Annotated in this window: 17 protein-coding genes; 7 read left to right on the top strand and 10 right to left on the bottom strand. The window is 72.3% G+C overall.

The annotated features are described in order from the left end of the window. The first annotated feature begins 39 nt into the window (after positions 1-39). The 3 genes from FHR37_RS18770 to FHR37_RS18760 all read left to right on the top strand — a co-directional run bounded on the left by FHR37_RS18770 (position 40) and on the right by FHR37_RS18760 (position 5,336). Positions 40-2,649, top strand: coding sequence for a M14 family metallopeptidase (locus FHR37_RS18770; protein WP_092881051.1), 2,610 nt, complete (start codon positions 40-42; stop codon positions 2,647-2,649). A 188-nt stretch (positions 2,650-2,837) separates the two neighbouring features. Then, complete coding sequence (locus FHR37_RS18765) at positions 2,838-3,437, top strand: GNAT family N-acetyltransferase (protein WP_092881053.1); 600 nt, start codon at positions 2,838-2,840, stop codon at positions 3,435-3,437. Between the two features lie 3 nt (positions 3,438-3,440). Next, on the top strand, positions 3,441-5,336 hold the full coding sequence (locus tag FHR37_RS18760) for a beta-L-arabinofuranosidase domain-containing protein (RefSeq protein ID WP_092881055.1): 1,896 nt from the start codon (positions 3,441-3,443) through the stop codon (positions 5,334-5,336). A gap of 19 nt (positions 5,337-5,355) precedes the next feature. Here the strand turns inward: FHR37_RS18760 and FHR37_RS18755 are convergent, their stop codons facing one another. The 4 genes from FHR37_RS18755 to FHR37_RS18740 all read right to left on the bottom strand — a co-directional run bounded on the left by FHR37_RS18755 (position 5,356) and on the right by FHR37_RS18740 (position 10,982). Beyond that, positions 5,356-8,235 (bottom strand): acyltransferase family protein, encoded by a 2,880-nt coding sequence (locus FHR37_RS18755; RefSeq protein WP_175542342.1) that lies wholly within the window; start codon positions 8,233-8,235, stop codon positions 5,356-5,358. A gap of 20 nt (positions 8,236-8,255) precedes the next feature. Continuing rightward, a complete protein-coding gene (locus tag FHR37_RS18750; RefSeq protein WP_092881059.1) occupies positions 8,256-8,471 on the bottom strand; it encodes a hypothetical protein in 216 nt (71 codons plus the stop codon). After that, positions 8,468-10,192, bottom strand: coding sequence for a glycosyltransferase family 2 protein (locus tag FHR37_RS18745; protein WP_202817900.1), 1,725 nt, complete (start codon positions 10,190-10,192; stop codon positions 8,468-8,470). Before FHR37_RS18745 ends, FHR37_RS18750 begins: the two co-directional genes overlap by 4 nt. Positions 10,193-10,484: 292 nt before the next feature. Next, complete coding sequence (locus FHR37_RS18740; RefSeq protein ID WP_237768569.1) at positions 10,485-10,982, bottom strand: GNAT family N-acetyltransferase; 498 nt, start codon at positions 10,980-10,982, stop codon at positions 10,485-10,487. A 154-nt stretch (positions 10,983-11,136) separates the two neighbouring features. Here FHR37_RS18740 and FHR37_RS18735 point away from each other — a divergent pair, with 154 nt between their 5' ends. Then, the gene (locus tag FHR37_RS18735) at positions 11,137-12,159 is read left to right on the top strand and encodes a phosphotransferase family protein (RefSeq protein ID WP_175542343.1); all 1,023 of its coding nucleotides are present in this window, start codon (positions 11,137-11,139) and stop codon (positions 12,157-12,159) included. Here the strand turns inward: FHR37_RS18735 and FHR37_RS18730 are convergent. The 6 genes from FHR37_RS18730 to FHR37_RS18705 all read right to left on the bottom strand — a co-directional run bounded on the left by FHR37_RS18730 (position 12,080) and on the right by FHR37_RS18705 (position 16,811). Beyond that, positions 12,080-13,366, bottom strand: a complete 1,287-nt coding sequence (locus tag FHR37_RS18730) for an alpha/beta hydrolase (RefSeq protein ID WP_092881063.1) — start codon at positions 13,364-13,366, stop codon at positions 12,080-12,082. The genes FHR37_RS18735 and FHR37_RS18730 overlap by 80 nt on opposite strands. Further along, positions 13,353-14,210, bottom strand: coding sequence for a hypothetical protein (locus FHR37_RS18725; RefSeq protein ID WP_092881065.1), 858 nt, complete (start codon positions 14,208-14,210; stop codon positions 13,353-13,355). The genes FHR37_RS18730 and FHR37_RS18725 overlap by 14 nt, the downstream gene beginning before the upstream one ends. Further along, positions 14,207-14,512 (bottom strand): PadR family transcriptional regulator, encoded by a 306-nt coding sequence (locus FHR37_RS18720; RefSeq protein ID WP_092881067.1) that lies wholly within the window; start codon positions 14,510-14,512, stop codon positions 14,207-14,209. The genes FHR37_RS18725 and FHR37_RS18720 overlap by 4 nt, the downstream gene beginning before the upstream one ends. A 126-nt stretch (positions 14,513-14,638) precedes the next feature. Then, positions 14,639-15,022, bottom strand: coding sequence for a MerR family transcriptional regulator (locus tag FHR37_RS18715; protein WP_092881069.1), 384 nt, complete (start codon positions 15,020-15,022; stop codon positions 14,639-14,641). Between the two features lie 35 nt (positions 15,023-15,057). Further along, on the bottom strand, positions 15,058-16,140 hold the full coding sequence (locus FHR37_RS18710) for an MDR family NADP-dependent oxidoreductase (protein ID WP_092881071.1): 1,083 nt from the start codon (positions 16,138-16,140) through the stop codon (positions 15,058-15,060). Positions 16,141-16,253: 113 nt separating this feature from the next. Continuing rightward, positions 16,254-16,811: a GNAT family N-acetyltransferase gene (locus FHR37_RS18705; RefSeq protein ID WP_175542344.1), complete on the bottom strand. Its 558-nt coding sequence runs from the start codon at positions 16,809-16,811 to the stop codon at positions 16,254-16,256. Positions 16,812-16,892: 81 nt separating this feature from the next. Between FHR37_RS18705 and FHR37_RS18700 the strand changes: the two genes are divergently transcribed. From FHR37_RS18700 to FHR37_RS18690, 3 genes are all read left to right on the top strand, one after another. Beyond that, positions 16,893-17,477 (top strand): hypothetical protein, encoded by a 585-nt coding sequence (locus FHR37_RS18700; protein ID WP_139238816.1) that lies wholly within the window; start codon positions 16,893-16,895, stop codon positions 17,475-17,477. A 110-nt stretch (positions 17,478-17,587) separates the two neighbouring features. Beyond that, entirely contained in the window at positions 17,588-17,887 is a 300-nt protein-coding gene (locus FHR37_RS18695; protein ID WP_092881077.1) for a hypothetical protein, read from the top strand. Beyond that, on the top strand, positions 17,887-19,593 hold the full coding sequence (locus tag FHR37_RS18690; RefSeq protein WP_237768570.1) for an amidase: 1,707 nt from the start codon (positions 17,887-17,889) through the stop codon (positions 19,591-19,593). The genes FHR37_RS18695 and FHR37_RS18690 overlap by 1 nt, the downstream gene beginning before the upstream one ends. Positions 19,594-19,602: the final 9 nt, after the last annotated feature.

Below are 19,602 nucleotides of genomic sequence, written 5' to 3'. Positions count from 1 at the left end.
TGTCCTGAGTGCTCCACCTACCGGTGTCTTGAGGTACGCATGCGACGCAAACTTCAAGCAGGACTCGTGGTTCCGCTCGTCGCGGCGCTGGCCGCCGTCGTCGGTCCGTCCGCATCCGGGTCGCTGACACAGGCGAGCGACCCGCGCGAGGACAACCTGCCCACCCCCGCCTCGGTGCTCGGCTTCGAGCCCTGCACCGACTACAAGCTGGCCACCTACGAACAGATCACCGGCTACTTCGGTGCGCTCGACAAGGCCAGCGACCGGCTGCAGATGATGAACATCGGCAAGACCTCCGAGGGCCGCGACCAGGTACTGGGCATCGTGTCCGCGCCGGACAACCTCACCCCGGACAACCTGAAGAAGTACCGCGACATCGCCGAACGCCTGGCACACGCCCGCGGGCTCACCGACGCGCAGGCCAAGGACCTCGCCGCGGAGGGCAAGACCGTCGCCTGGGTCGACTTCGGCATCCACTCCACCGAGGTCGCGCCGACTCAGACCGCGCCGAAGTTCGCCTACGACCTGGTGCGCAGCGAGACCGCGGAGGCGAAGTCGATCCGCGACAACGTCATCACGTTGTTCAATCCGAACGTCAACCCGGACGGGACGACGCACGTCTCCAAGTGGTACATGGACCACGTGGGCGGGCCCTACCAGGACTCGAGCTACCCGGAGCTGTACCAGAAGTACGCCGGCCACGACGACAACCGCGACTGGTTCATGTTCAACCTGCAGGAGACCCGCAACCAGGGCAACGTCCTGTGGCACCAGTGGTACCCGCAGATGGTCTACAACACCCACCAGACGGCGGCCTACCCGGCGCGGATCTTCATCCCGCCGTTCAAGGACCCGAGCAACCCAAACATCCCGGCCGAGGTGATCCGCGGCATCAACCTGATGGGCGACGCGATGACCCAGCGGCTGGACCGCGAGGGCAAGGTCGGCGCGGTGTCCCGCCAGCAGTACGACCAGTGGTGGAACGGCGGACTGCGTTCGGTGCCGGCGTTCCACAACCAGATCGGCCTGCTCAGCGAGACCGCGCACGCCTCGGCGACGCCGAAGTTCGAGGACCCGGCGAAGTTCCCGAAGGAGTTCCCCTACCAGGGTGTGTCGACGTCGGAGCCGTCGGCGTTCTACCCGAGCCCCTACAAGGGCGGCTGGTGGCACCTGAAGGACAGCTGTTCCTACATCGAGTCGACCGGCTGGGCCTACCTCAACACCGCGGCCACCGACCGGGAGGGCTGGCTGTACGGCGCCTACCGGATGGGGAAGCAGGCCATCGAGGCGGGCGGCAACGTCGCGTACGTCATCCCGGCCGACCAGACCGACTTCGCCACCGCGGCCAAGATGGTGAACGTCCTGCGCTGGGGCGACGTCGAGGTCGAGCAGGCGGAGAAGGCGTTCAGCGTCGGCGACCGCAGCTACCCCGCGGGCAGCTACATCGTGCGGGAGGCGCAGCCGTTCCGGCCCTACGTCACCGACCTGTTCAACCCGCAGACCTATCCCGACCGGCGCAACCCCGACGGCACACCGGAACGCCCGTACGACATGGCCGGCTGGACGCTGCCGTACCAGATGGGCGTCGACGTCGACAAGGTCGACGCGAGGATCGACGTGCCGTCCCGGCAGGTGACGTGGGCGAACGTGCCCGCGCCGAGGATGCCGAGCAGCACGCCGGGCTACGCGTACGCCCTCGACCCGCGGGTCAACGACTCCTACACCGCCGCGATGAACCTGCTGCGCTCCAACGAGAAGGTGACCCGCACGACCGAGGCGGTGCAGACCGACCAGGGCAGCTGGCCGGCGGGCACGTTCCTGGTCCCGGCCGGCCGTTCGAGCGAGGCGAAGGTGCGCGGTCAGGCCCGCGGCCTCGGGCTGACGGTGGCCGGCGTCGACACCGCGCCCGCGAAGACCGTCCCGGTCACCCGGCCCCGGGTCGGGCTCTACCACGGCTGGGGCGGCAACTCCGACGAGGGCTGGACCCGTTACGTGCTGGAGCAGTTCAGGTTCCCGTACGCCCAGGTGCACGACGCCGACGTACGCGCGGGCTCGCTGGCGGACAAGTACGACGTGCTGGTGCTGCCGGACGCGACGTACTCCCGGATGCTAAACGGCCTGCGCGCGGGTTCCCTTCCGGCCGAGTACACCGGCGGCATGACGGCCGCGGGGGTGGCCAACCTGAAGAAGTTCGTCGAGGACGGCGGGACGCTCGTCACCGTCAACGACGCCGCCCAGCTGCCGATCCAGGCGTTCGGCGACTTCCCGGTCACCGACGTCACCGAGGGAGTGCCGTCCACGAAGTACTACTCGCCGGGTTCGGTGGTGGCGACGAACGTGCAGCCCACCACGCCGGTGACCTGGGGACTGCCGGAGAAGCTGGACGCGTACTCCTCGACCAGCCCGGCGTTCACGGTCACCGGTGACGCCGGATCGGTCAGCACGCCGGTGACCTACCCGCAGGAGAAGATTCTGCGCAGCGGCTGGCTGCTCGGTGAGGATCTGATCGCCGGCAAGGCGGCCGTGGCCGACGTGACGTACGGCAAGGGGCGCGTGGTCCTGCTCGGCACCAGCGTGCAGCACCGGGCGCAGGCGCACGGCTCGTACAAGCTGCTGTTCAACTCCCTGCTGCTGGGAGGGGAACGCTGACCGCGAGAGGTCGCTGAGCCCACGTGGCTCACGTGCCTGGATTCCGGGCCTGGTCCCCGTGCTCCGTGGCGGTCGCCGCGGTGCACGGGGACCTTCGCGTTCTCGGTGCCTGCGGGTGATGTCGGCGCGTCCGGGTAGGTTGGCCCGAACGTCATGGACGCGGTACGTCACGCAAGCAGGAGGTGCGCATGGCTGGAGAAGGCGGTTGGACCGAGGGGGAACCACCGCGGCAGTTGCGGATGCTCTGGCCTGCCGGGCAGTTACCCGGTGCCGAGGCCGGCCGGCTGCCGGACGGGTACGTCCTCCGCCACGGCCATCCTGACCAGGACGTTCCCGCGTTCCGGGAGCTGATGGCACGGGTCGAGCTCGGCACCTGGGACGACGGCAAGCTCGGCGAGACGCTGGAGACCGTCGTCCCCGACGGCTGGCACCTGGTGGTGCACGCGCCGACCGGCACGGTCGTCGCGACCGGCATGTCGCAGCGCAGGCCGGTGCCCGACCTCTATCCGAACGGCCACGAGGTCGGCTGGATCGCCGCGCATCCGGACCACCGCGGTCGCGGACTCGGACGCGCGGTCACCGCCGCCGCGACCGCACGCCTGGTCGAGGTCGGCGCGAAGTGCGTCTATCTGCAGACCGACGACCACCGCCTTCCGGCGCTGCACACCTACCTCCGGCTCGGCTTCCGTCCGCACCTGTGGGCGGCCGGGATGGTCGAGCGGTGGCGGGAGATCTGCGAACGCCTGGGAGCGCCGCTCCAGCCCGCCGAGTGGCCGGTCGAGGGCTGACCCGTGCCGAACGCGCGTGGCCGGGCCCGGCTCACCGAACTCCCCCTGGGTGCGATCCGGCCCCGCGGCTGGCTCGCCGACCAACTGCGGCTACAGGCCGACGGCCAGACCGGGCGGCTGGAGGACGTCTGGCCCGACGTCGGACCGGACAGCGCCTGGCTCGGCGGTGACGGCGAGGGCTGGGAGCGCGGGCCCTACTACCTCGACGGGCTGATACCGCTGGCGTACGTCCTGGACGACGCCGAGCTGAAGGCCAGGGCACAGAAGTGGATCGAGGCGATCCTGGCGAGTCAGCGCGACGACGGTTCCTTCGGCCCATCGGGTGACGACGACTGGTGGCCGCGGATGGTGGCGCTGAAGGTCCTCACGCAATACGGCGACGCGACCGGTGACGACCGCGTGCCGCCGTTCCTGCACAGGTACTTCACGTTCCAGGCGCGGGCACTGCCGGAGCGTCCGCTGCACGGCTGGGGACGCGCGCGCGGCGCGGACAACGTGCTGTCCGTCATGTGGCTGTACGACCGGACGGGGGAGGAGTGGCTGCTCGACCTGGGCCGGCTGCTGGCGGCCCAGACCCACGACTGGGCGACGTTCCTCACCCGCGACCTGCCCGCCGGGCCCGCTCCGGCGTTCCGCCACCTGACCCACGGGGTCAACGTCGCGATGGGGCTGAAGACGCCGGCCGTCGGCGCGCTGGTCGACGGTGGCGAGGATGCCGCTCGCCGGAGTGCGGAGCAGACGCGGGACATGCTGGCCAACCTGATGCGGCTGCACGGGCTCGTGCACGGCTGCTTCTCCGGCGATGAGTGGCTCGGCGGCCGCGAGCCGCACCACGGCGTGGAGACCTGCCTGGTGGTCGAGCTGATGTTCAGCCTCGAGCAGGTGGTGCGGATCCTCGGTGACGGCAGCCACGCCGACCTGCTGGAGCAGACCGCGTTCAACCTGCTCGCGGCCTCCAGCGACCCGCGGATGCTCGCGCACCAGTACCACCAGCAGGCCAACCAGGTGCTGGTCTCCTTCGCCGACCGCGACTGGAGCTTCAGCGGGCCCGACGCCAACGTCTTCGGCCTCGAACCCCACTTCGGCTGCTGCACCGCGAACCTCCACCAGGGCTGGCCGAAGTTCGTCCGGTCGCTGTGGATGCTGGGCGACGACCAGACCCTGGCCGCGGTCTCCTACGCGCCCTGCCAGGTCGACGCGGAGGTGGCCGGCCATCCGGTGCGGCTGGACGTCCGTACCAGCTACCCCTTCGACGAGGTGGTGGAGATCGGGGTGAGTACGCCGGTGGCGCGGGAGTTCGCGCTGCGGCTGCGGATCCCTGGCTGGTGCCGGGATCCGAGCCTGACCGTGGCGGAGGAGCCGATGCCGGTCACGCCGGACGAGGACGGCTACGTCACCGTGCGGCGGGCGTGGGCCGACGGCGACGTGGTCCGCCTCCGGTTGCCGATGCGGGTGCGGACCGTGCCGCGGGACAACGGCGCGGTCGGCTTCCGGCTCGGCCCGCTGGTGCTGGTGCACGCGATCGGTGAGATCTGGCGTCCCGTGCCCGACCATGCCGGGCTCGCCGAGTGGGAGATCATGCCCCGTACGTTCTGGAACCTCGGTGCCTGCGTGGACGACCCCGCCGGCACCAACGGCATCGACTCCTGGCCGGTCGAGCGCCGGCCGGTCGGCGCGGTGCCGTTCGCCGCGGACGCGGCTCCGGTGGTGGTGCACGGACGTGGCGCCCCGCTGCGGCAGTGGCGGATGCGGGCCAACTCCGCCGGCCCGCCACCGGCCGGCCCGGTGCCCACCCGGGCGCCGGTGATGGAGCTGCGGCTGCTGCCCTACGGCTCGGCCCGGCTCCGGGTGGCCGAGCTGCCCACCGTCACCGTGACGCCCGAGCCCACCGACGACTGAACCCAACCGGGCCCGACCGTCAGGGTGCCGCGAGGAGCGGTTGCAGCAGCGGCGACGTCCGCATGGCACTGGCCAGGGCGGGCGCGAGCTGGCGGGCGAACGTCGCGGTGAGGTGGGAGTGGTCCAGGTAGGCCAGTGTCCCGTCCCACACCGCCGGGCAGCGCCCGCCCGGACACAGGGCGCCGTTCAGGTCCACCACCGTGGTGCGCGGGTACCACCCGGCCCGGAGCAGGTTCGCGGCCGGGTCGGGCAGCACCGCCTTCGACGCGCCGAACGCACACGCGTCCCAGTCGTCCAGATGCGCCGACACGCAGGTGGGGATGTCCTTGCCCGGGTAGGGCGTGTCCCGCAGATACACCATCGGCACGCCGAGCACCTTGATCGCGTCCAGGGTGGGTGCCCAGGCGGTCTTCAGGACGTCCGGGGCAGTGGCGTACCGGCCCAGTTGCGCGAGGACCACGGCGTCCGGCCGCACCTCGTGCATCCGCCGGAACGCCGACCGCCGCCACACGTCGCACGCGTCGTACGCCCGGCCGGTCTTGGGGTTCCTCACTCCGTGCAGCATCGCCGCCGGGCAGCCCTGCTTGGTCAGCACCAGCAGCCGCCACCGGTGCGCACGGGCGATGATGTCCAACGTCGGCACCCACTCGAAGGCGTGGGAGTCGCCGAGGAGCACGACCGTGTACCGGAATCGCTGCGCGCCGTACCAGCAGCCGGTGGCGGTACGGACCGACGGCCCCGCCAGGCACTTCTCCGAGCGCTCACCCCAGTCCTCGCGTGCCTGGGCAGGCCCCGGCGTGACCGGGCCGGACTGCCGGACCCCGGCGCTGAGCTTCGCCGGCCGGGCCGGGAGCACCCGCTGGGCTTCCAGTTGCGCGTCGACGGCCGGTGCCAGCGCGTTGACCGCCGTGTTCGTCAGGTGGGAGCCGTCCCGGTACAGCAACGTCGTTCCGCGCACGACCGGGCACTTCGGCCCGGGTGGGCACAGGAAGTTGTTGACGTCGACCAGGTGTACGCCGGGCTGCCGGCCGGCCCGGATCGCCTCCGCCAGCGGGTCCGGACGCAGTGCGTCCGCGCGCGGGAACGCGCACCGGTCCCAGCGGTCGAGCGTGCCGGACACGCAGGACGGCACGTCCTCGGCCGGAAACGGTGTGTCCCGCAGGTAGACCAGCGGCATGTCGAGGGCGCGCAGCGGCTTCAGGGTCCTGGCCCAACCGCGCAGGAGCCGGTCGCGGTCGGTGGTGTAGCGGTTCAGAGTGGCGAGGAAGACCAGCTTGGGACGAGGCCCCTGCCGCAACCGCTTCAGCGCATGATCCCGCCAGGTGTCGCACTCGTGGAACGTCTGCCCCAGTTGGGGACTCGACACCGAGATGGTCGGCAGGGGACAGCCCGACTTGTTGTACACCTCCACGGCCCAGTGGTGCTCGGCCGCGATCGCGGCCACCGCGCCGTACCACTGCCCGGCGTGGGAGTCCCCGATCAGCACGACCCGGCCGTCGGCGTCCGCCGGGCCGAGGAGGCAGGGCGGTTCGGTGATCTCCTTCGGTGCCAGGATGCACCGTCGCGGATAGTGCTGGTTGTCGGTGCGCGCCCGGCCGGGTGAGGGACGGGTCGGTCCGCCGGTGCGATCCGAGCCGGACGACTCGAACGGGTCCGCGGACAGGTCCGGCCCACTCAGCCGCAGGCCGGTGCGCGGCGCCGCGGCGGCCACCGGCGTGTTCGTCAACGTGTGCAGGGCGGTGGCGCCCAGCAGCAGCGCCATGCACACCGGCAGGACCGTCGCGGTGAGGCCGACGGACAGGCCGCGCCCGGGCCGGGCGGTGACGACGGGGGAGAAGCGGATCGGCGTCTCCAGCAGCCTCAGGCCGGCCGCCGCGGGGATCGCCGAGGCCGCCACCACCGCGAGCCGGACCGGCCAGGTCAGTGGGCCGGTGACCGCCTGGACGAGGACGAGCACTGGCCAGTGCCACAGGTACAGCGAGTACGACAGCCGTCCGGCGTACCGCATCGGCCGGGTGGCCAGCGCCCGGCCCGGACCGAAGCGACCCGACCCCGGCGTCCCCATCCCGGCGGCGATCACTGCGACCGCGCCCAGGGTCGGCACGAGCGCGCCGGTCCCGGGCCAGTTGGTCGTGCCGGCGACGGTGACCACGGACCAGCCGATCGCGGCCACCCCGGCCCAGCCGACCAGCGCCGGCAGGGGGAACGGCAGCGACCGGCCGTGGCGGACGAGCAGGGCCAGCCCGGCGCCGAGCGCGAACTGCCACGCCCGGGCCGGAGTTCCCATGTAGGCAAGGGGTCCCGTCGAGTGCGTCCACACCAGCGAGACCGCGAACGACCCGGCCGCGACGAGGACGGTCACCACCGCGACCATCGTCCGTACGCCCCGGACGCCGCGCCCGGTCCGGCGGGCGAACCAGCCGGCGCCGATCAGCAACGCCGGCCACAGCAGGTAGAACTGCTCCTCGACCGACAGCGACCAGTAGTGCAGCAGGGGGCTGGCCTCCCGGCCGGCCGCCAGGTAGTTGGTCTCGGTGCCGACGAAGTGCCAGTTCACGACGTACGCCGCCGAGGCGAGCGCGTCGTGGGCCACGTCGACCACCCGCAACGGCGGAAGCACCAGCCAGGACACCACCGCGACCACGACGATCACCAGCGCGGCGCCGGGCAGGATGCGGCGGGCGCGCCGGGCGTAGAACTTGCGCAGCGACACGCGTCCGGTGCTCTCGAGTTCGGCGAGGAGCAGCCCGCCGATGAGGAACCCGGAGATGACGAAGAAGACGTCCACTCCGACGAAGCCGCCGGCGAGGTGCGGGACGCCGGCGTGGAAGAGCAGGACCGCGGCGACGGCAACCGCGCGCAGCCCCTCGATGTCGGGCCGGAAACGGGGGGATTTCACGGGGCTCCTCGAAGGTGCGGTCAGCGCCGCCACGGCAGCATCGGATCGATCCAGCCGGAGGCGAGCAGGGCCACGGCGAGCAGAAGTACGGTGATCGCCACCGCCTCCGGCCAGGCAAGGCTGGCCGAGGTGGGCGGGTCGTCCGAAACGTCGACCGGCCGGAGGTCCTGCGTACGGTCCGCCAGGTGGCCCTGCGTACGGTCCATCAGGTGGTCCGGCATGCGGTCGGCACTCATTCGGCGGTCCTGTCCACGGTCACGGCGCCGGTCACGGTGCTGTGAGCGGTCAGCACGGGCGCCGACCGCCGAGCAGACGGTGCGGCAGCCACCCGGCGGCCGGCGGGCTGTCCGGTCAGCAACCGGATGCCGTCCAGCACCAGGGGGACGACGAGGTAGGTGTAGCCGGCGACGAACGCGGCCATCAGCCAGAAGGCGTCCAGCCCGTACGTCATGACGCCCGCGACGATCCCCACCCACGCGGCGATCGTGTAGCCGCCGAGCCACACCACGGCGACGATGGTGATGGTCCTCGCCAGCCGGGCACCACTGCCGCCACCGTTGCCACCGCCGCCACCGCTGCCACCGCTGCCGGCGCCGCCCGCGCCGAGAGACCCCGTCGGCACCCAGCCGGCCGTACGCCCGCGCAGGACGTGCCAGATCGCGACCGCGTGGGCGAAGCTGTAGACCATCTGGACCCGCAGCACCTCGAACCTCCACCGCGAGCGGAACACCACCGGCAGCAGCACCAGCCACACCCAGGCGGCCGGCAACAGGACGAGGAAGTGGCTCGCGCGGATGTCCTCGGGGTAGCCGAACTCCATCACCAGGCCCGGAAGGTGCAGCAGGAAGACGTTCACCGCGGTGGAGACGTAGTAGAGGAAGCCGCTCCAGAAACAGGCCCGCTGCCGCCAGGTGAGCGAAAGGCTGTGGAAGTCCTTGCTGGCCAGCAGGCTCATCGACCCGGTGCACCAGCGGTACTGCTGGTTGCAGAAGCCGGCCAGGTCGTCCGGGCACATCCCGCGGGCGATCTGCACGGGCACGTAGCGGGTGACGTACCCGCCGGACAGCAGCTTCACGCCGGTGTGCACGTCCTCGGAGTGCTCGATCAGCGCGAAGCCGCCGACCTCGGCCAGCGCCGAGCGCCGGTACACCGCGCAGGTGCCCACGCAGATCGGCGCGCCGGCCGCGTCACGGGAGGGCTGCACCCAACGGTAGAAGAGTTCCTGGGTGGCGCCCGCGGTCCGCTGCAGCCAGCCCATCTCCGGCCTGGTCTCGAAACACTGCGGCGACTGGGCGATCCCCACCTTCGGGTCGTCCAGGTAGGGCACGAGGTGGAAGAGGTAGTCCGGGCGCGGGCAGAAGTCCGCGTCGAACACCGCGATCAGGTCACCGTCGCTGTGGTCGAAACCGAACCGGAGGTTGCCGGCCTTCTTCCACTGACCCCGGTCGGGACGGCTGAGGTAGGTGAAGCCGGCGGCGAGGGCGGCACGTTCGACCTCCTCGCGGGCACTGTCGTCCAGGACGTACACCCGCAGCGTCCCCGGCCAGGACATCGCGGCGACGTGCGCGTAGGTGTTGGCGAGCACCTCCAGCGGTTCTCCCGCGGTCGGCAGGAACACGTCCACGGACGGGATCCGGGCGGGGTTCCACAGTCCGGTGAGGCTTTGGTGGGAGACCCGGGATATCCGGCGGGTGTTCTGCCCCGAACGCAGGGAGATCACCGTGCAGACGGCGTTCAGCGCGAGTACGCACAGAAACGGCGCGAGAATCCACTGGTGGGTGGAGAACCTGAAAAGGCTGATCGACGCACACGCGAAAGCGCCGGTCATCACCAGCAGAACCCATCTGCGTTGCGGACCGAGATATGCGTAGAGTTCGGCGTCGGAGGGTGCGGTGGGCAGGAAGAGTTCTCCTCCGGTCGGCTTTGTCTGGCGAACCGGAGCGAGCAAGGCTGGCACGACGGTGGTTTCCCCTTGTGTGATTGGGACACGCGCCGCCTCTGCACATCCCCCTGGCGGCGGCAACTGCTCGGGCTGAAGCCCCGCGCGTGAGAGACGCAAGCGGTCGCAGAACGCGACCGCAAGGCCCTCACGCGTGAGAGACGTTAGCCGCAGGCCACCGCGAAGTGCGGAATTTTGTCCGGCTTTTCGTCACACAATTAACCACCGGGAAATGAGGATTTTCTCATCCTCGCGCGAATCCCCTGGTCAGGCGGACCGATCTCTCGGACCGATCTCTCGGGCCGATCTCTCAGACCGTGAGGGACAGCCAGACGTCCGGCGGAATCTGCGGCTTTCCCGGCACCGGGCGGCGCTCCTCGGTCCACCTGTCTCCGGCCACCTCGGTCGCGATCCGCCGCCAGAACCTCGCCGCCCCGGGGTTCTCCTCCTGGAACGGGATCTCCCACCTGCCGGGGTGCAGGCGCAGCAGTTCGAGCGCGACGTCGTGACCCACCCCACGGCGGCGTACCGCCCGGACGACGAAGAACTCGCCCATCAGCCGGCTGTCGTCCTTCAACCCGCGTACCAGCGCGAACCCGGCCGGTGCGCTGCCGTGCAGGACGAGGTAGCCGCACCTGTCCGGGTCGTCGAAGTAGTCGGGAACCCGGGTCCACTTGAACAGGCCCGCGGCGTCGGGCATCGTGCCGCGGAACTCCGACAGGTCGTGCGCGTACAACTGCCACAACCGGTCGATCAGGGGCCGGTCCGCGTCCGTCATCCGGTGCAACGAGGTGGTGGTGTCGGTCACCGGGTCACCATACGAAAGCTTTCCCGGTCGCGGGTGCCGGCCTCGACGTCGGTCCCGGGTGTCGTCGGCACCGACGGTGTGTCGGCGGTCGCTGCTATACCAGGGTCGCCATGGTTCGCCGGCCATGGTTCTCCTGCCGATCACGGAGGAACCGATGAACGGACCGCCGGACACGCCGCCCACCGAAGGGGACTCCGTCGACCGGGCGCTCGCCGCGCTCGGGCCCAACCTGCCGGTCGCGCTCGGCCGGGTGCGCCGGCATCGCCGCCTGGCCGGAGGCGCTTCCGGTTCGGCCGTCCACCTGCTGTCCCTGGACGGCGGCCGGGAGGTCGTCCTCAAGGTGACCGGCGGTGGTGACCGCGCCCGACGGGAGCTCGGCTTCTACCGCGAGGTGGCCGACAGGCTGCCGGTGCGCACGCCGCGGTTGCTCGCCGGTGCCGAGACGCCGGATGGGCGGACCGTGCTGCTGCTCACTCACGCGCGCCCCGCGCCGCCGCCGGACCGGTGGTCCGCGCGCGACTGGGACGACGCGGCGGCCCAGCTCGGCGCGCTGCATCGGCCGGAGGTCCTGGAGAGTGCCGCCGGAGGTGGCCGGCTGACCCGCGGCGACGTCGGCGGCGCGGCCGCGGCTGCCCACGGTGTCCGTGCGGCCTGGCGGCGGCTGGGCCGGGAGCGGCTCGCCGAGCCGTTGCTGGACCAGGCCGCCGAGTTCGACGCCGCGCTGTCCCGGCTGCCGGCCTGTCTGTGCCACGGCGACTGGCATGCCGACAACCTGCTGCGCGACGCCGATGGCGAGTTCGTGTGGATCGACTGGCAGGAGGTCGGCCTGGGCCACGGGCCGGGAGACCTGGCGTTGCTGTGGCAGCGTGCGGAGTTCGACGGCGCCGAGCCGCCGCGGGAGGCCATGCTCGCCGCCTACGCGCGGGCGCGCGGCATCCCGCTCGACGCGACGCTTCGGTCGGCGACGGTGGCCGCAGAGCTCCGGATGGTTCTGTACGGCTGGCCGGACCACCTGGGGGGCGTCGACGTGTCCCGCCGCGACATCGTCCTCGGCCGGTTGACCCGGCTCGCCGAGGAGTGGGAGACGCTCGCCCCGGTCACGGCGACGCCGGCTCGGCCGCGGCGCGGTGGCGGAGCAGGCGTACCTCCGGAAAGTCCTTCGGGTGCGGGGCGGTGAGCAGCGGCCGGGTGGAGCCGTGCACCACGTGGTCGAGGAACGCCACCAGGTAGGCGTTCTGCACCTCCAGTGCGCGGTCGCCGTCTATGGACCCCAGCGCCAGCAGCGCGTGCAGTGGCCACGCGAGGTAGTACGCCCCGTAGTCGGTGAAGTTGAAGTGCCGCGCACCGGTGATCGAGTACGCATACTCCTCGCCCGTGCTCGCCGCCAGCAGCGAATGCGCGGCCGCCAGATCGCCGCGGTCGCCGCTGCTCGCGGCCGAGCAGGTGCCGGTGATGCAGGAGTTCTCGCTGCCGAGGAGCATCAGCGGCGCCCGCAGCCCGGTGTGCACGACGGGGCCGAACTCCCTGCCGTCGAGGTCGACCGCTCCCGCGCAGGCTGCGTCGGCTCGGCAGGCCTCCAGCGACGCCGCCCCGCCGAAGGAGTGCCCGGCGTAGGCGACCCGGCCGGTGTCCACGTGCCCGCGGAGGTCAAGGTCGCCGCCAGGCCTGTCCATGGCGCGGTCGAGGGCGGCCACCCGGCGGGCGGCAAACTGCGCGTCGGCCGCCCACACGCCGACGATCCTGTTCGCCGCGGCGACGGCCCGCGCGGAGCCGCCCTCCAGGTCGTTCGGGTTCCCCGCGTCGGTCGACCTCACCGGCCTGCCGTGCACGACGGTGAGGTTGGCGCTGTAGGTCGGTGTGACGCCCGCGACGAGGTAGCCGTGGCTCGCGAGGTTCTCCGCGAGAGTGGTGTACTGCGGCGCGGCGAAGCCCAGGCCGGGCTCGAGCACGACCACCGGGAACCTCCCGTTCGCGACCGGTTCGCCTTCGCGCGCATGGATCCGGAGCTTGCCGAAGCTGCTCTCGCCGACCCCGACGAGACCCGGGAAGTGCAGGTTGCTCCACGCGCCTGGCGCGTAGCCGGCGTGGTGCCCTCGCCAGGCGTCCGCCCGGGAGACGGGGTACCACAGCCAGACCGACAGTTCGCGGGCCGCACCGGGGTGTGGTGCGAGCGGGTCGGCCCGCCCGGCGTCGGTCCAGTCGTAGGTCACGCGTCCGACGGCGTACCTCCCGGTGGGTGCGGGAAGGGTCACCGGCCGGGCGCCGCGGACCGCGACGTAGCCGACGTACGCCGCGCAGATCACCACCACGGCGAGGAGGACGGTGACTACGACGGTGAGCGCCCGGCGGAGTGGCCCACGCCGGCGTCGTTCAGCCCTGGCCATGACCGCTCCGTCGGTTCGGCGTGGCGGCTCGCAGGCCCCGCACGCAGGACGTCGCCGCCACCACCAGCGTGAGCGCCATCCCGGCGCCGTAGGCGAGGAGCGGCCCGGGCAGCCCGCCCGGCGCGGAGGGTCCGGTGACAGCCGGGACGACCACGGCGGCCAGGCCGCTGCCGGCCGCGGCGGCCATCGAGACGACGGCGACCGCGCCCGCGACCACGGCCGCCACGAGCGGCCGCCCGGTCACCGGCGTACGCCGGAACGCCGCCGCCGGTCCGGACGCCGCCGTGAGGGCTGCCACGGCACCGACCGCGGTCAACGCGAGAAACCACGTCGTGCCGATCCCCACCCCTGGCCGGGGAGAGTGCGGCACGAGCCGGGTGACCGCCACCGCGACGGCGAGGAAGCCCGCGGCCGCGACGACGGGTACGCCCAGGGCGGCGACGGTCCGGACGCGGCGGCGGCCGGCGCGCACGACAGCACCCGCCAGCGGCAGCCCGCCCAGCACCAGCGCCACCGTCGACGCCGCCGCGCAGGCGACGTACACCGCGCGCAGTCCACCGCCGGCGCCGCCGGGCACGGAGTCGTCGTGCAGTTGGCCGAAGACGACGGTGCCGGCGGTGAGCGTGACCCAGGCGAACAACGTCATGGTGACGCTGGCCCGCATCCGGGCGGCGCGGTCGTGCAGGTGCGCGGCCGGCCGGATCCACGCGGACGCCGCCGCCGGAAGAACGTCCAGGACCTGGCGGAGGTGAACGCCGGTGTCCTCCAGGAGCGCCGCGAACTCCTCGCCGTACCTCTCGCGCCAGGCCGGGGGATACAGCGCGACCAGCGCCCTCGGCCTCACCGCGCTTCGGCCGTTCGCAGCCGGCGGGTGCCCAGGTCGGCGACCAGCCGCATCTGGCGTAGCTGCTCGGTGAGCGCCTCCGCCCCGGTGGCGGTGAGGCGGTAGGGGCGGCGCCGGGCCTGGGCCGGCAGCGCCTCGATCAGGCCGCCTTCCTCCAGCCGGGCGAGTACGCCGTACAGCGTGCCCGGTCCCAGCGTCACGCCCACCCGCTCGGCGATGTCCTGGGTGATCGCGTACCCGTGCTTCTCGCCTCCGGCGAGGCTGGTCAGCACGAGTACCCCCGCGTCGGTCTCCGGCGCCACCGTTCCTCCTCCGCCGTCCACGGACCCTTTACTACGCCGTACGATACATCGGCTGACGTAGTAGTCCAGTGGTTCGGCGGTTACGGTGACGCCCGCGAGTCCCGAGAGGATCCGGCCCGGGTCCGCCTATCCGGCCGGGGCGCTCGCGCGCACCCGGGCCGCCAGCCGGTCGCGGGTCTCGGTGAGCCGGGCGATCTCGGCGTCCAGCGCGGCCAGCCGGCGTTCGGCGATCCCGGCCCGCTCGCTGGTCTCCGCGGTCGCCGCGCACCGCTTCGGCAGACCGTCGGTCGCCGCCTCGTCCAGCCAGTCCCCGCAGCCGCGCACGTCCTCCACGGTCAGGCCCAGGGCGAGCAGTTCCCGGACGAGCCGCACCCGGGACACGTCGCGGTGGGTGTACTCGCGGTATCCCGCCACCGTCCGGGTCGGTTCGGGGAGTAGTCCGCGTTGCTCGTAGAACCGCAGTGCCCGTGCGGTGGTGCCCGCCGCCGCGGCCGCGTCGCCGATTCGCATGTCGCCTCCGTCGAGTTCGTGGGCCCGCGGGCGTCTCACAACGCCACGACCACCGTGCCCAGGTGTTTGCCGGCTGCCGCGTCGTACAACGCCCGCGGGGCGTTTTCGATGCCCTGGATCCGAACGTGGGGGAAGGTGATGTCCCCGGTGCGCAGCCATCCGGCGAACTTCTCGGCCCATTCCGCCCGTACCGACGGCGTGGTGTCCAGCCCGCTGAACCCCTGGATCCGCAGCCGCCTGAGGATCACCGCGAACGAGTCGATCTCGACCGGTGCGTGCGGGCTGGGCCGGTCCGGGGAGAGCTGCGAGGACAGCGCGCCGACCAGGACCAACCGCGCTCCCGGACGGGCCGCCGCCACCGCCGCCCGCAGTTGCTCGCCGCCCACGTTGTCGAAGAAGACGTCGATTCCGTCCGGCGCGGCCTTGGCCAGTTGGTCGGCGATCGGGTCCTGCTCCGGGCCCCGGAGCAGGACGGCGTCGTAGCCCAGGTCCGCGACGAGCCGGTCGGCCTTCGCCCGCGTACTCGTACTGCCGACGACCCGGCCAGCGCCGAGCAGCCGGGCGAGCTGACCGGCCATCGAGCCCAGCGAGCCGGCCGCGCCGGAGACGAACACCGTGTCGCCGGGGCGTACGCCGGCCGCGTCGGTGAGCGCGCCGTAGGCCGTCGATCCCTGCGACAGGTGGGCGATCGGATCGGGGAGCACGTCATCCAGGGGAGCGCATTCGGACGCGGCCACGACCGCGTACTCCCGCCACCCCTGCGCGTGCGAGACCAGGTCTCCCGGGCGCAGCGTGGAGCCGGCCGGTGCGGAGACCACCTCCCCGATCGCCCCGCCGAACAACGTGTCACCCGGGCGCAGCGGCGTCAGTGGCGCGTCCGGCACGCCGTCGCCCATCACCGTGCGCAGGGCGGGAAAGACGTGGAAGAACCGGTTGCGCAGCAGCACCTCGCCGGCGCCGGGGACCGGGGTGGCAGTCTCCACGACGGACAGGTTCTCCGGGCGCGGAAGTGTGTCGGGTACGGAGACGAGCCGGACCTCGCGCGACGTCCGCGGCGGCGTGGGCGCGGGCCGGGTGTCCGTGGTGTGGGTGTCCGACGTGGGCTGGGGGCTGGTCACGGAGGCTCCTCGGTGTGCGGGTGGCAGGCGCCGGCGAGCGGGTGATCACCCGGCGCGCCGCGACGCTAATCCCTGACCCGCACGTCAAGGTCAAGCCCGATCCGGCCGAACCCCTACTTTCGCGGTTCCACCTCGACGTCGCGGAGGCTGTGCCGGAAGGAGAGTTGGCGTCCGTCGTCGCGGATGCCCCCGTCCCGGCGCCAGCCCATCGACTCGTAGAACGCCTGGCCGCGGGCATAGCCGGTGACCGTCCACAGCACTGCCTCCCGGTAGCCGGACTCCGCCAGCGACCTGAGCGCAGTGAGCATCAGCGCGGTCCCGACGCCGGCGCGCCAGCAGGTGGGGTCGACGGCGATCGTGTCGAGTTCGCCGAGGTGGGGGTCGATCGGGTCGCGGCTGGGACCGGCTCCGGCCAGCCCGACGATCCGCCCCGCTCTCGTTGCGTTCGCGCCCGCGTCCTCGTCCGGGTCCTCGGTGATCTCCGCCACCCACCAGCGGGTCCGGCCATCGGTGAGGTCGTGCTCCCAGCGTCGGATCCGGGCTTCGTCGAGGCTGATCCTCCCCATCAGGTGCCCGAACCCGGCGTTCCACGACTCGACGTAGATCCGGGTCACCCGCGCCGCGTCCTCGCCGCGCGCTTCGCGGATGCCGATCACCATCCGGTCAGTCATCCGGTCAGTGTGCCGAGGTGGCGGATCATCCGCCACTTTCGAACGCTCGCGTCGGCGCCGGGGTGGGCGCACACTGTGCGCATGCCGGACCAGGACCGAGCAGGCACGGGGCATCCGCGCGACGACACCGCAAGGCGCGCCCCGAGGCGTAGCACGAGGCGCGCTCTGCTGTCGGCCGTCGCCGCCGCCGTGCTGGTGGTCCCCGGCGTCGGCGTCACCGCCGCGGCCGCCGGCGACGCGCGTGACCGGGCCAGGAGCGCCCGGCACTACCCGAGCCTGGGGCTGGACCTCGTCCCCGCGCCGGCTGGAACCGTTCCCACACTGTCCGCCGGCGACGCGGTTCAGGCGTACGAACAAAGCCAGGGGCGGTCGACCTGGCAACCACCCCGGCGGCCGCGCACAGAAATGATGCTCGCCAGCACGACAGGTTCGGTCGGCATCGGGGATCCGGGCCGGCCGGCCGACCCGTTCACCCGGCGGCTGGTGTGGGAACTCACCTGGCGGGACATCGACGCGACCCTGCACGGCCCGGTGTCCCTGACCAGGGCCGAACGCGAGGCGATCCGGGCGCGGATGCGGTTCGACGGAATCGCCGTCGTGGACGCCACGACGGGCGAGGTTCTGTTCCTCTTCGAGGAAGGGCACGACCGGGGTCGGCCGGTCTGATCGAGGTGATCGCCTTCACGGGCGGGAGATCGGCGTGTTACCTGTCGGACACAGGTGACCCCGAAAGTTGGTCTTGCATCGCCCGCATCCGCAGCCCTCGAAGGAGATCCATGCCACCCACCCCACCGACCGACGCCGAGTTGGACGTGATGATCCGGGCCCGACTCGCGTCGCTGGGAATCGACCTCGACCAGCTTCCGGCCGGCACCGACCCGGACCCGCGGACCGGCGCACCCGGCCGCGACGCCGCACTGGCGTCGTTGCGTTCGTTCGTCCGGGGGACCGTCGGAACTCTTGCCGGCTACCAGCTTCCGGCACCGGCCGGCGCCGACGCGGACACCGCGAAAGCGCTGTCGCAGCAGCACGCGCCGATGCTCTATCCCTCGATCAGCACCGAATGGCGGCAGTGATGGCGAACGAACCCGTCGACCGGCGCGTGGATCGCCGGGTGTTCCTTGCCCGCTCCGCCGCCCTGGCCGCTGCCGGTACGGCCGGCGCGATGGGCGCGGTCGCCCTGCCCTCGACCGCCGGCGCGGCGACCACTACCGCAACGACGGCCGCGACAGCCCTGACCAGCAGACCGGGCCGGCGCGATCCGGACCTCGACCAGCCGAACGCCTACGTCCGGCCGCGTCCGGAGGCGATGGCCGACCCGACCGAGCTCACCCTGGCCGAGGCGGCCTGGATGATCAGGGAGCGTCGGCTCACCCCGGAGCGGCTGCTGGAGGCCTACCTCGCCCGGATCGGCACCTACGACGCGACCTACCAGGCGTTCAACGTCGTCCTGGTCGGCCAGGCGATGGCGGCCGCGCGGGCCGCGGGAAGGTCGCGGCACCTCGGGCCGCTGCACGGCATTCCGCTGGCCATCAAGGACAACTACTACACGCGAGGCGTGCACACGACGGCGAACTCCTACCTGTTCGAGGACTTCGTTCCGCCGTACGACGCGACGCCGGTGGCCCGGCTGACCGGCAACGGCGCGATCGTGCTGGGCAAGACCCAGATGGGTCCGCTGGCGACCACCCGGGCGACCACTCCGGCGGGTGTGGTCACCACCGTCAACGCCTGGGCGCCGGCCAACCCGCGCGTCGATCCCGGCGGCTCCTCCACCGGCACCGCGACCGCGGTCGCCGGGCGGATGGCGACCGCGGGTACGGGCACCCAGACCGGCGGCTCCATCACCGCGCCGTCCAATGCGCAGAACCTCACCGGCCTCAAGCCGACCATGGGCAGGGTGTCCCTGCACGGCATCATCCCGCTCACCTACACCCGCGACCATCCCGGACCGCTGGCGCGGGACGCGAAGGACGCGGCCATCATGCTCACCGCGATGGCGGGGGAGGACCCGCAGGACCCGCGTACGCAGGGACTTCCGCCGGTGCCCGACCTGATCACCGCCGCCACCCCCGTACGCCGCGCAGGCAAGGTGAGCTTGCGGTGGCAGACGAGGATCGGCATCCTGCCCGGCTTCGCCGACGGGAGCTCGGAGACGGCACAGGCGCGCAAGGCGTACTTGACGAAGCTGGCATCGATCCCAGGTGCGCGGCTGGTGGACGTGCCGTTCCCCGACGAGTGGGACCTGCTCACCGGCAACGAGTTCAACAACGTCCGGTTGCCCGAACGCAGTGAGCCGTTCATGCCCTACCTGCGTGAGAACCTGCAGGGCTTCGGGGTCTCGGTGCTGGGCTGGCTGCAGGGCGCGCTGCTGGGCGGGAACGAGTTCCTCACCGGCCAGCGGGCCAAACTTCTCCTGCTGGAACGCGTTCTGGACCAGATCTTCGACCACTGCGACGTGGTGGTGCAGACCGGCCCGGTGCCGTTCGACATCCTCGGCCTGCCCGAGATCGCGTTCCCGATCGGGTTCACCGGCGCGGGGTTGCCGATCGGGACCATCCTCGGCGGACTGCCCTACGGCGAGGACCGGCTGGTGTCGGTCGTCGCGGCCTACCAGGCCGTCACCGACTGGCAGTGGCGGCGCCCCGCGGATCCGCCGACGACGACCGCGGACGCCCGGCGCGGCGAAACCCTGGCCGGCCGGGGAGTGGTCCGGGCCGGTGCCGCCGACCCGGCGCGAGGCCGGATCGGCGCCGACGAGGTGGCCGCCACCATGCAGTGACCTCGCACG

It is taken from the genome of Actinopolymorpha cephalotaxi (assembly GCF_013408535.1).
Taxonomy (GTDB): domain Bacteria; phylum Actinomycetota; class Actinomycetes; order Propionibacteriales; family Actinopolymorphaceae; genus Actinopolymorpha; species Actinopolymorpha cephalotaxi.
This window is presented reverse-complemented; position numbering and strand designations above follow the sequence as displayed.

Bases quoted from the DNA above. Each gene is read 5' to 3' on its own strand.
- FHR37_RS18700 (WP_139238816.1), top strand. From the start codon at position 16,893: ATGCCGGACCAGGACCGAGCAGGCACGGGGCATCCGCGCGACGACACC.
- FHR37_RS18715 (WP_092881069.1), bottom strand. From the start codon at position 15,022: ATGCGAATCGGCGACGCGGCCGCGGCGGCGGGCACCACCGCACGGGCA.
- FHR37_RS18695 (WP_092881077.1), top strand. From the start codon at position 17,588: ATGCCACCCACCCCACCGACCGACGCCGAGTTGGACGTGATGATCCGG.
- FHR37_RS18750 (WP_092881059.1), bottom strand. From the start codon at position 8,471: ATGAGTGCCGACCGCATGCCGGACCACCTGATGGACCGTACGCAGGGC.
- FHR37_RS18730 (WP_092881063.1), bottom strand. From the start codon at position 13,366: ATGGCCAGGGCTGAACGACGCCGGCGTGGGCCACTCCGCCGGGCGCTC.
- FHR37_RS18770 (WP_092881051.1), top strand. From the start codon at position 40: ATGCGACGCAAACTTCAAGCAGGACTCGTGGTTCCGCTCGTCGCGGCG.
- FHR37_RS18765 (WP_092881053.1), top strand. From the start codon at position 2,838: ATGGCTGGAGAAGGCGGTTGGACCGAGGGGGAACCACCGCGGCAGTTG.
- FHR37_RS18735 (WP_175542343.1), top strand. From the start codon at position 11,137: ATGAACGGACCGCCGGACACGCCGCCCACCGAAGGGGACTCCGTCGAC.
- FHR37_RS18690 (WP_237768570.1), top strand. From the start codon at position 17,887: ATGGCGAACGAACCCGTCGACCGGCGCGTGGATCGCCGGGTGTTCCTT.
- FHR37_RS18705 (WP_175542344.1), bottom strand. From the start codon at position 16,811: ATGACTGACCGGATGGTGATCGGCATCCGCGAAGCGCGCGGCGAGGAC.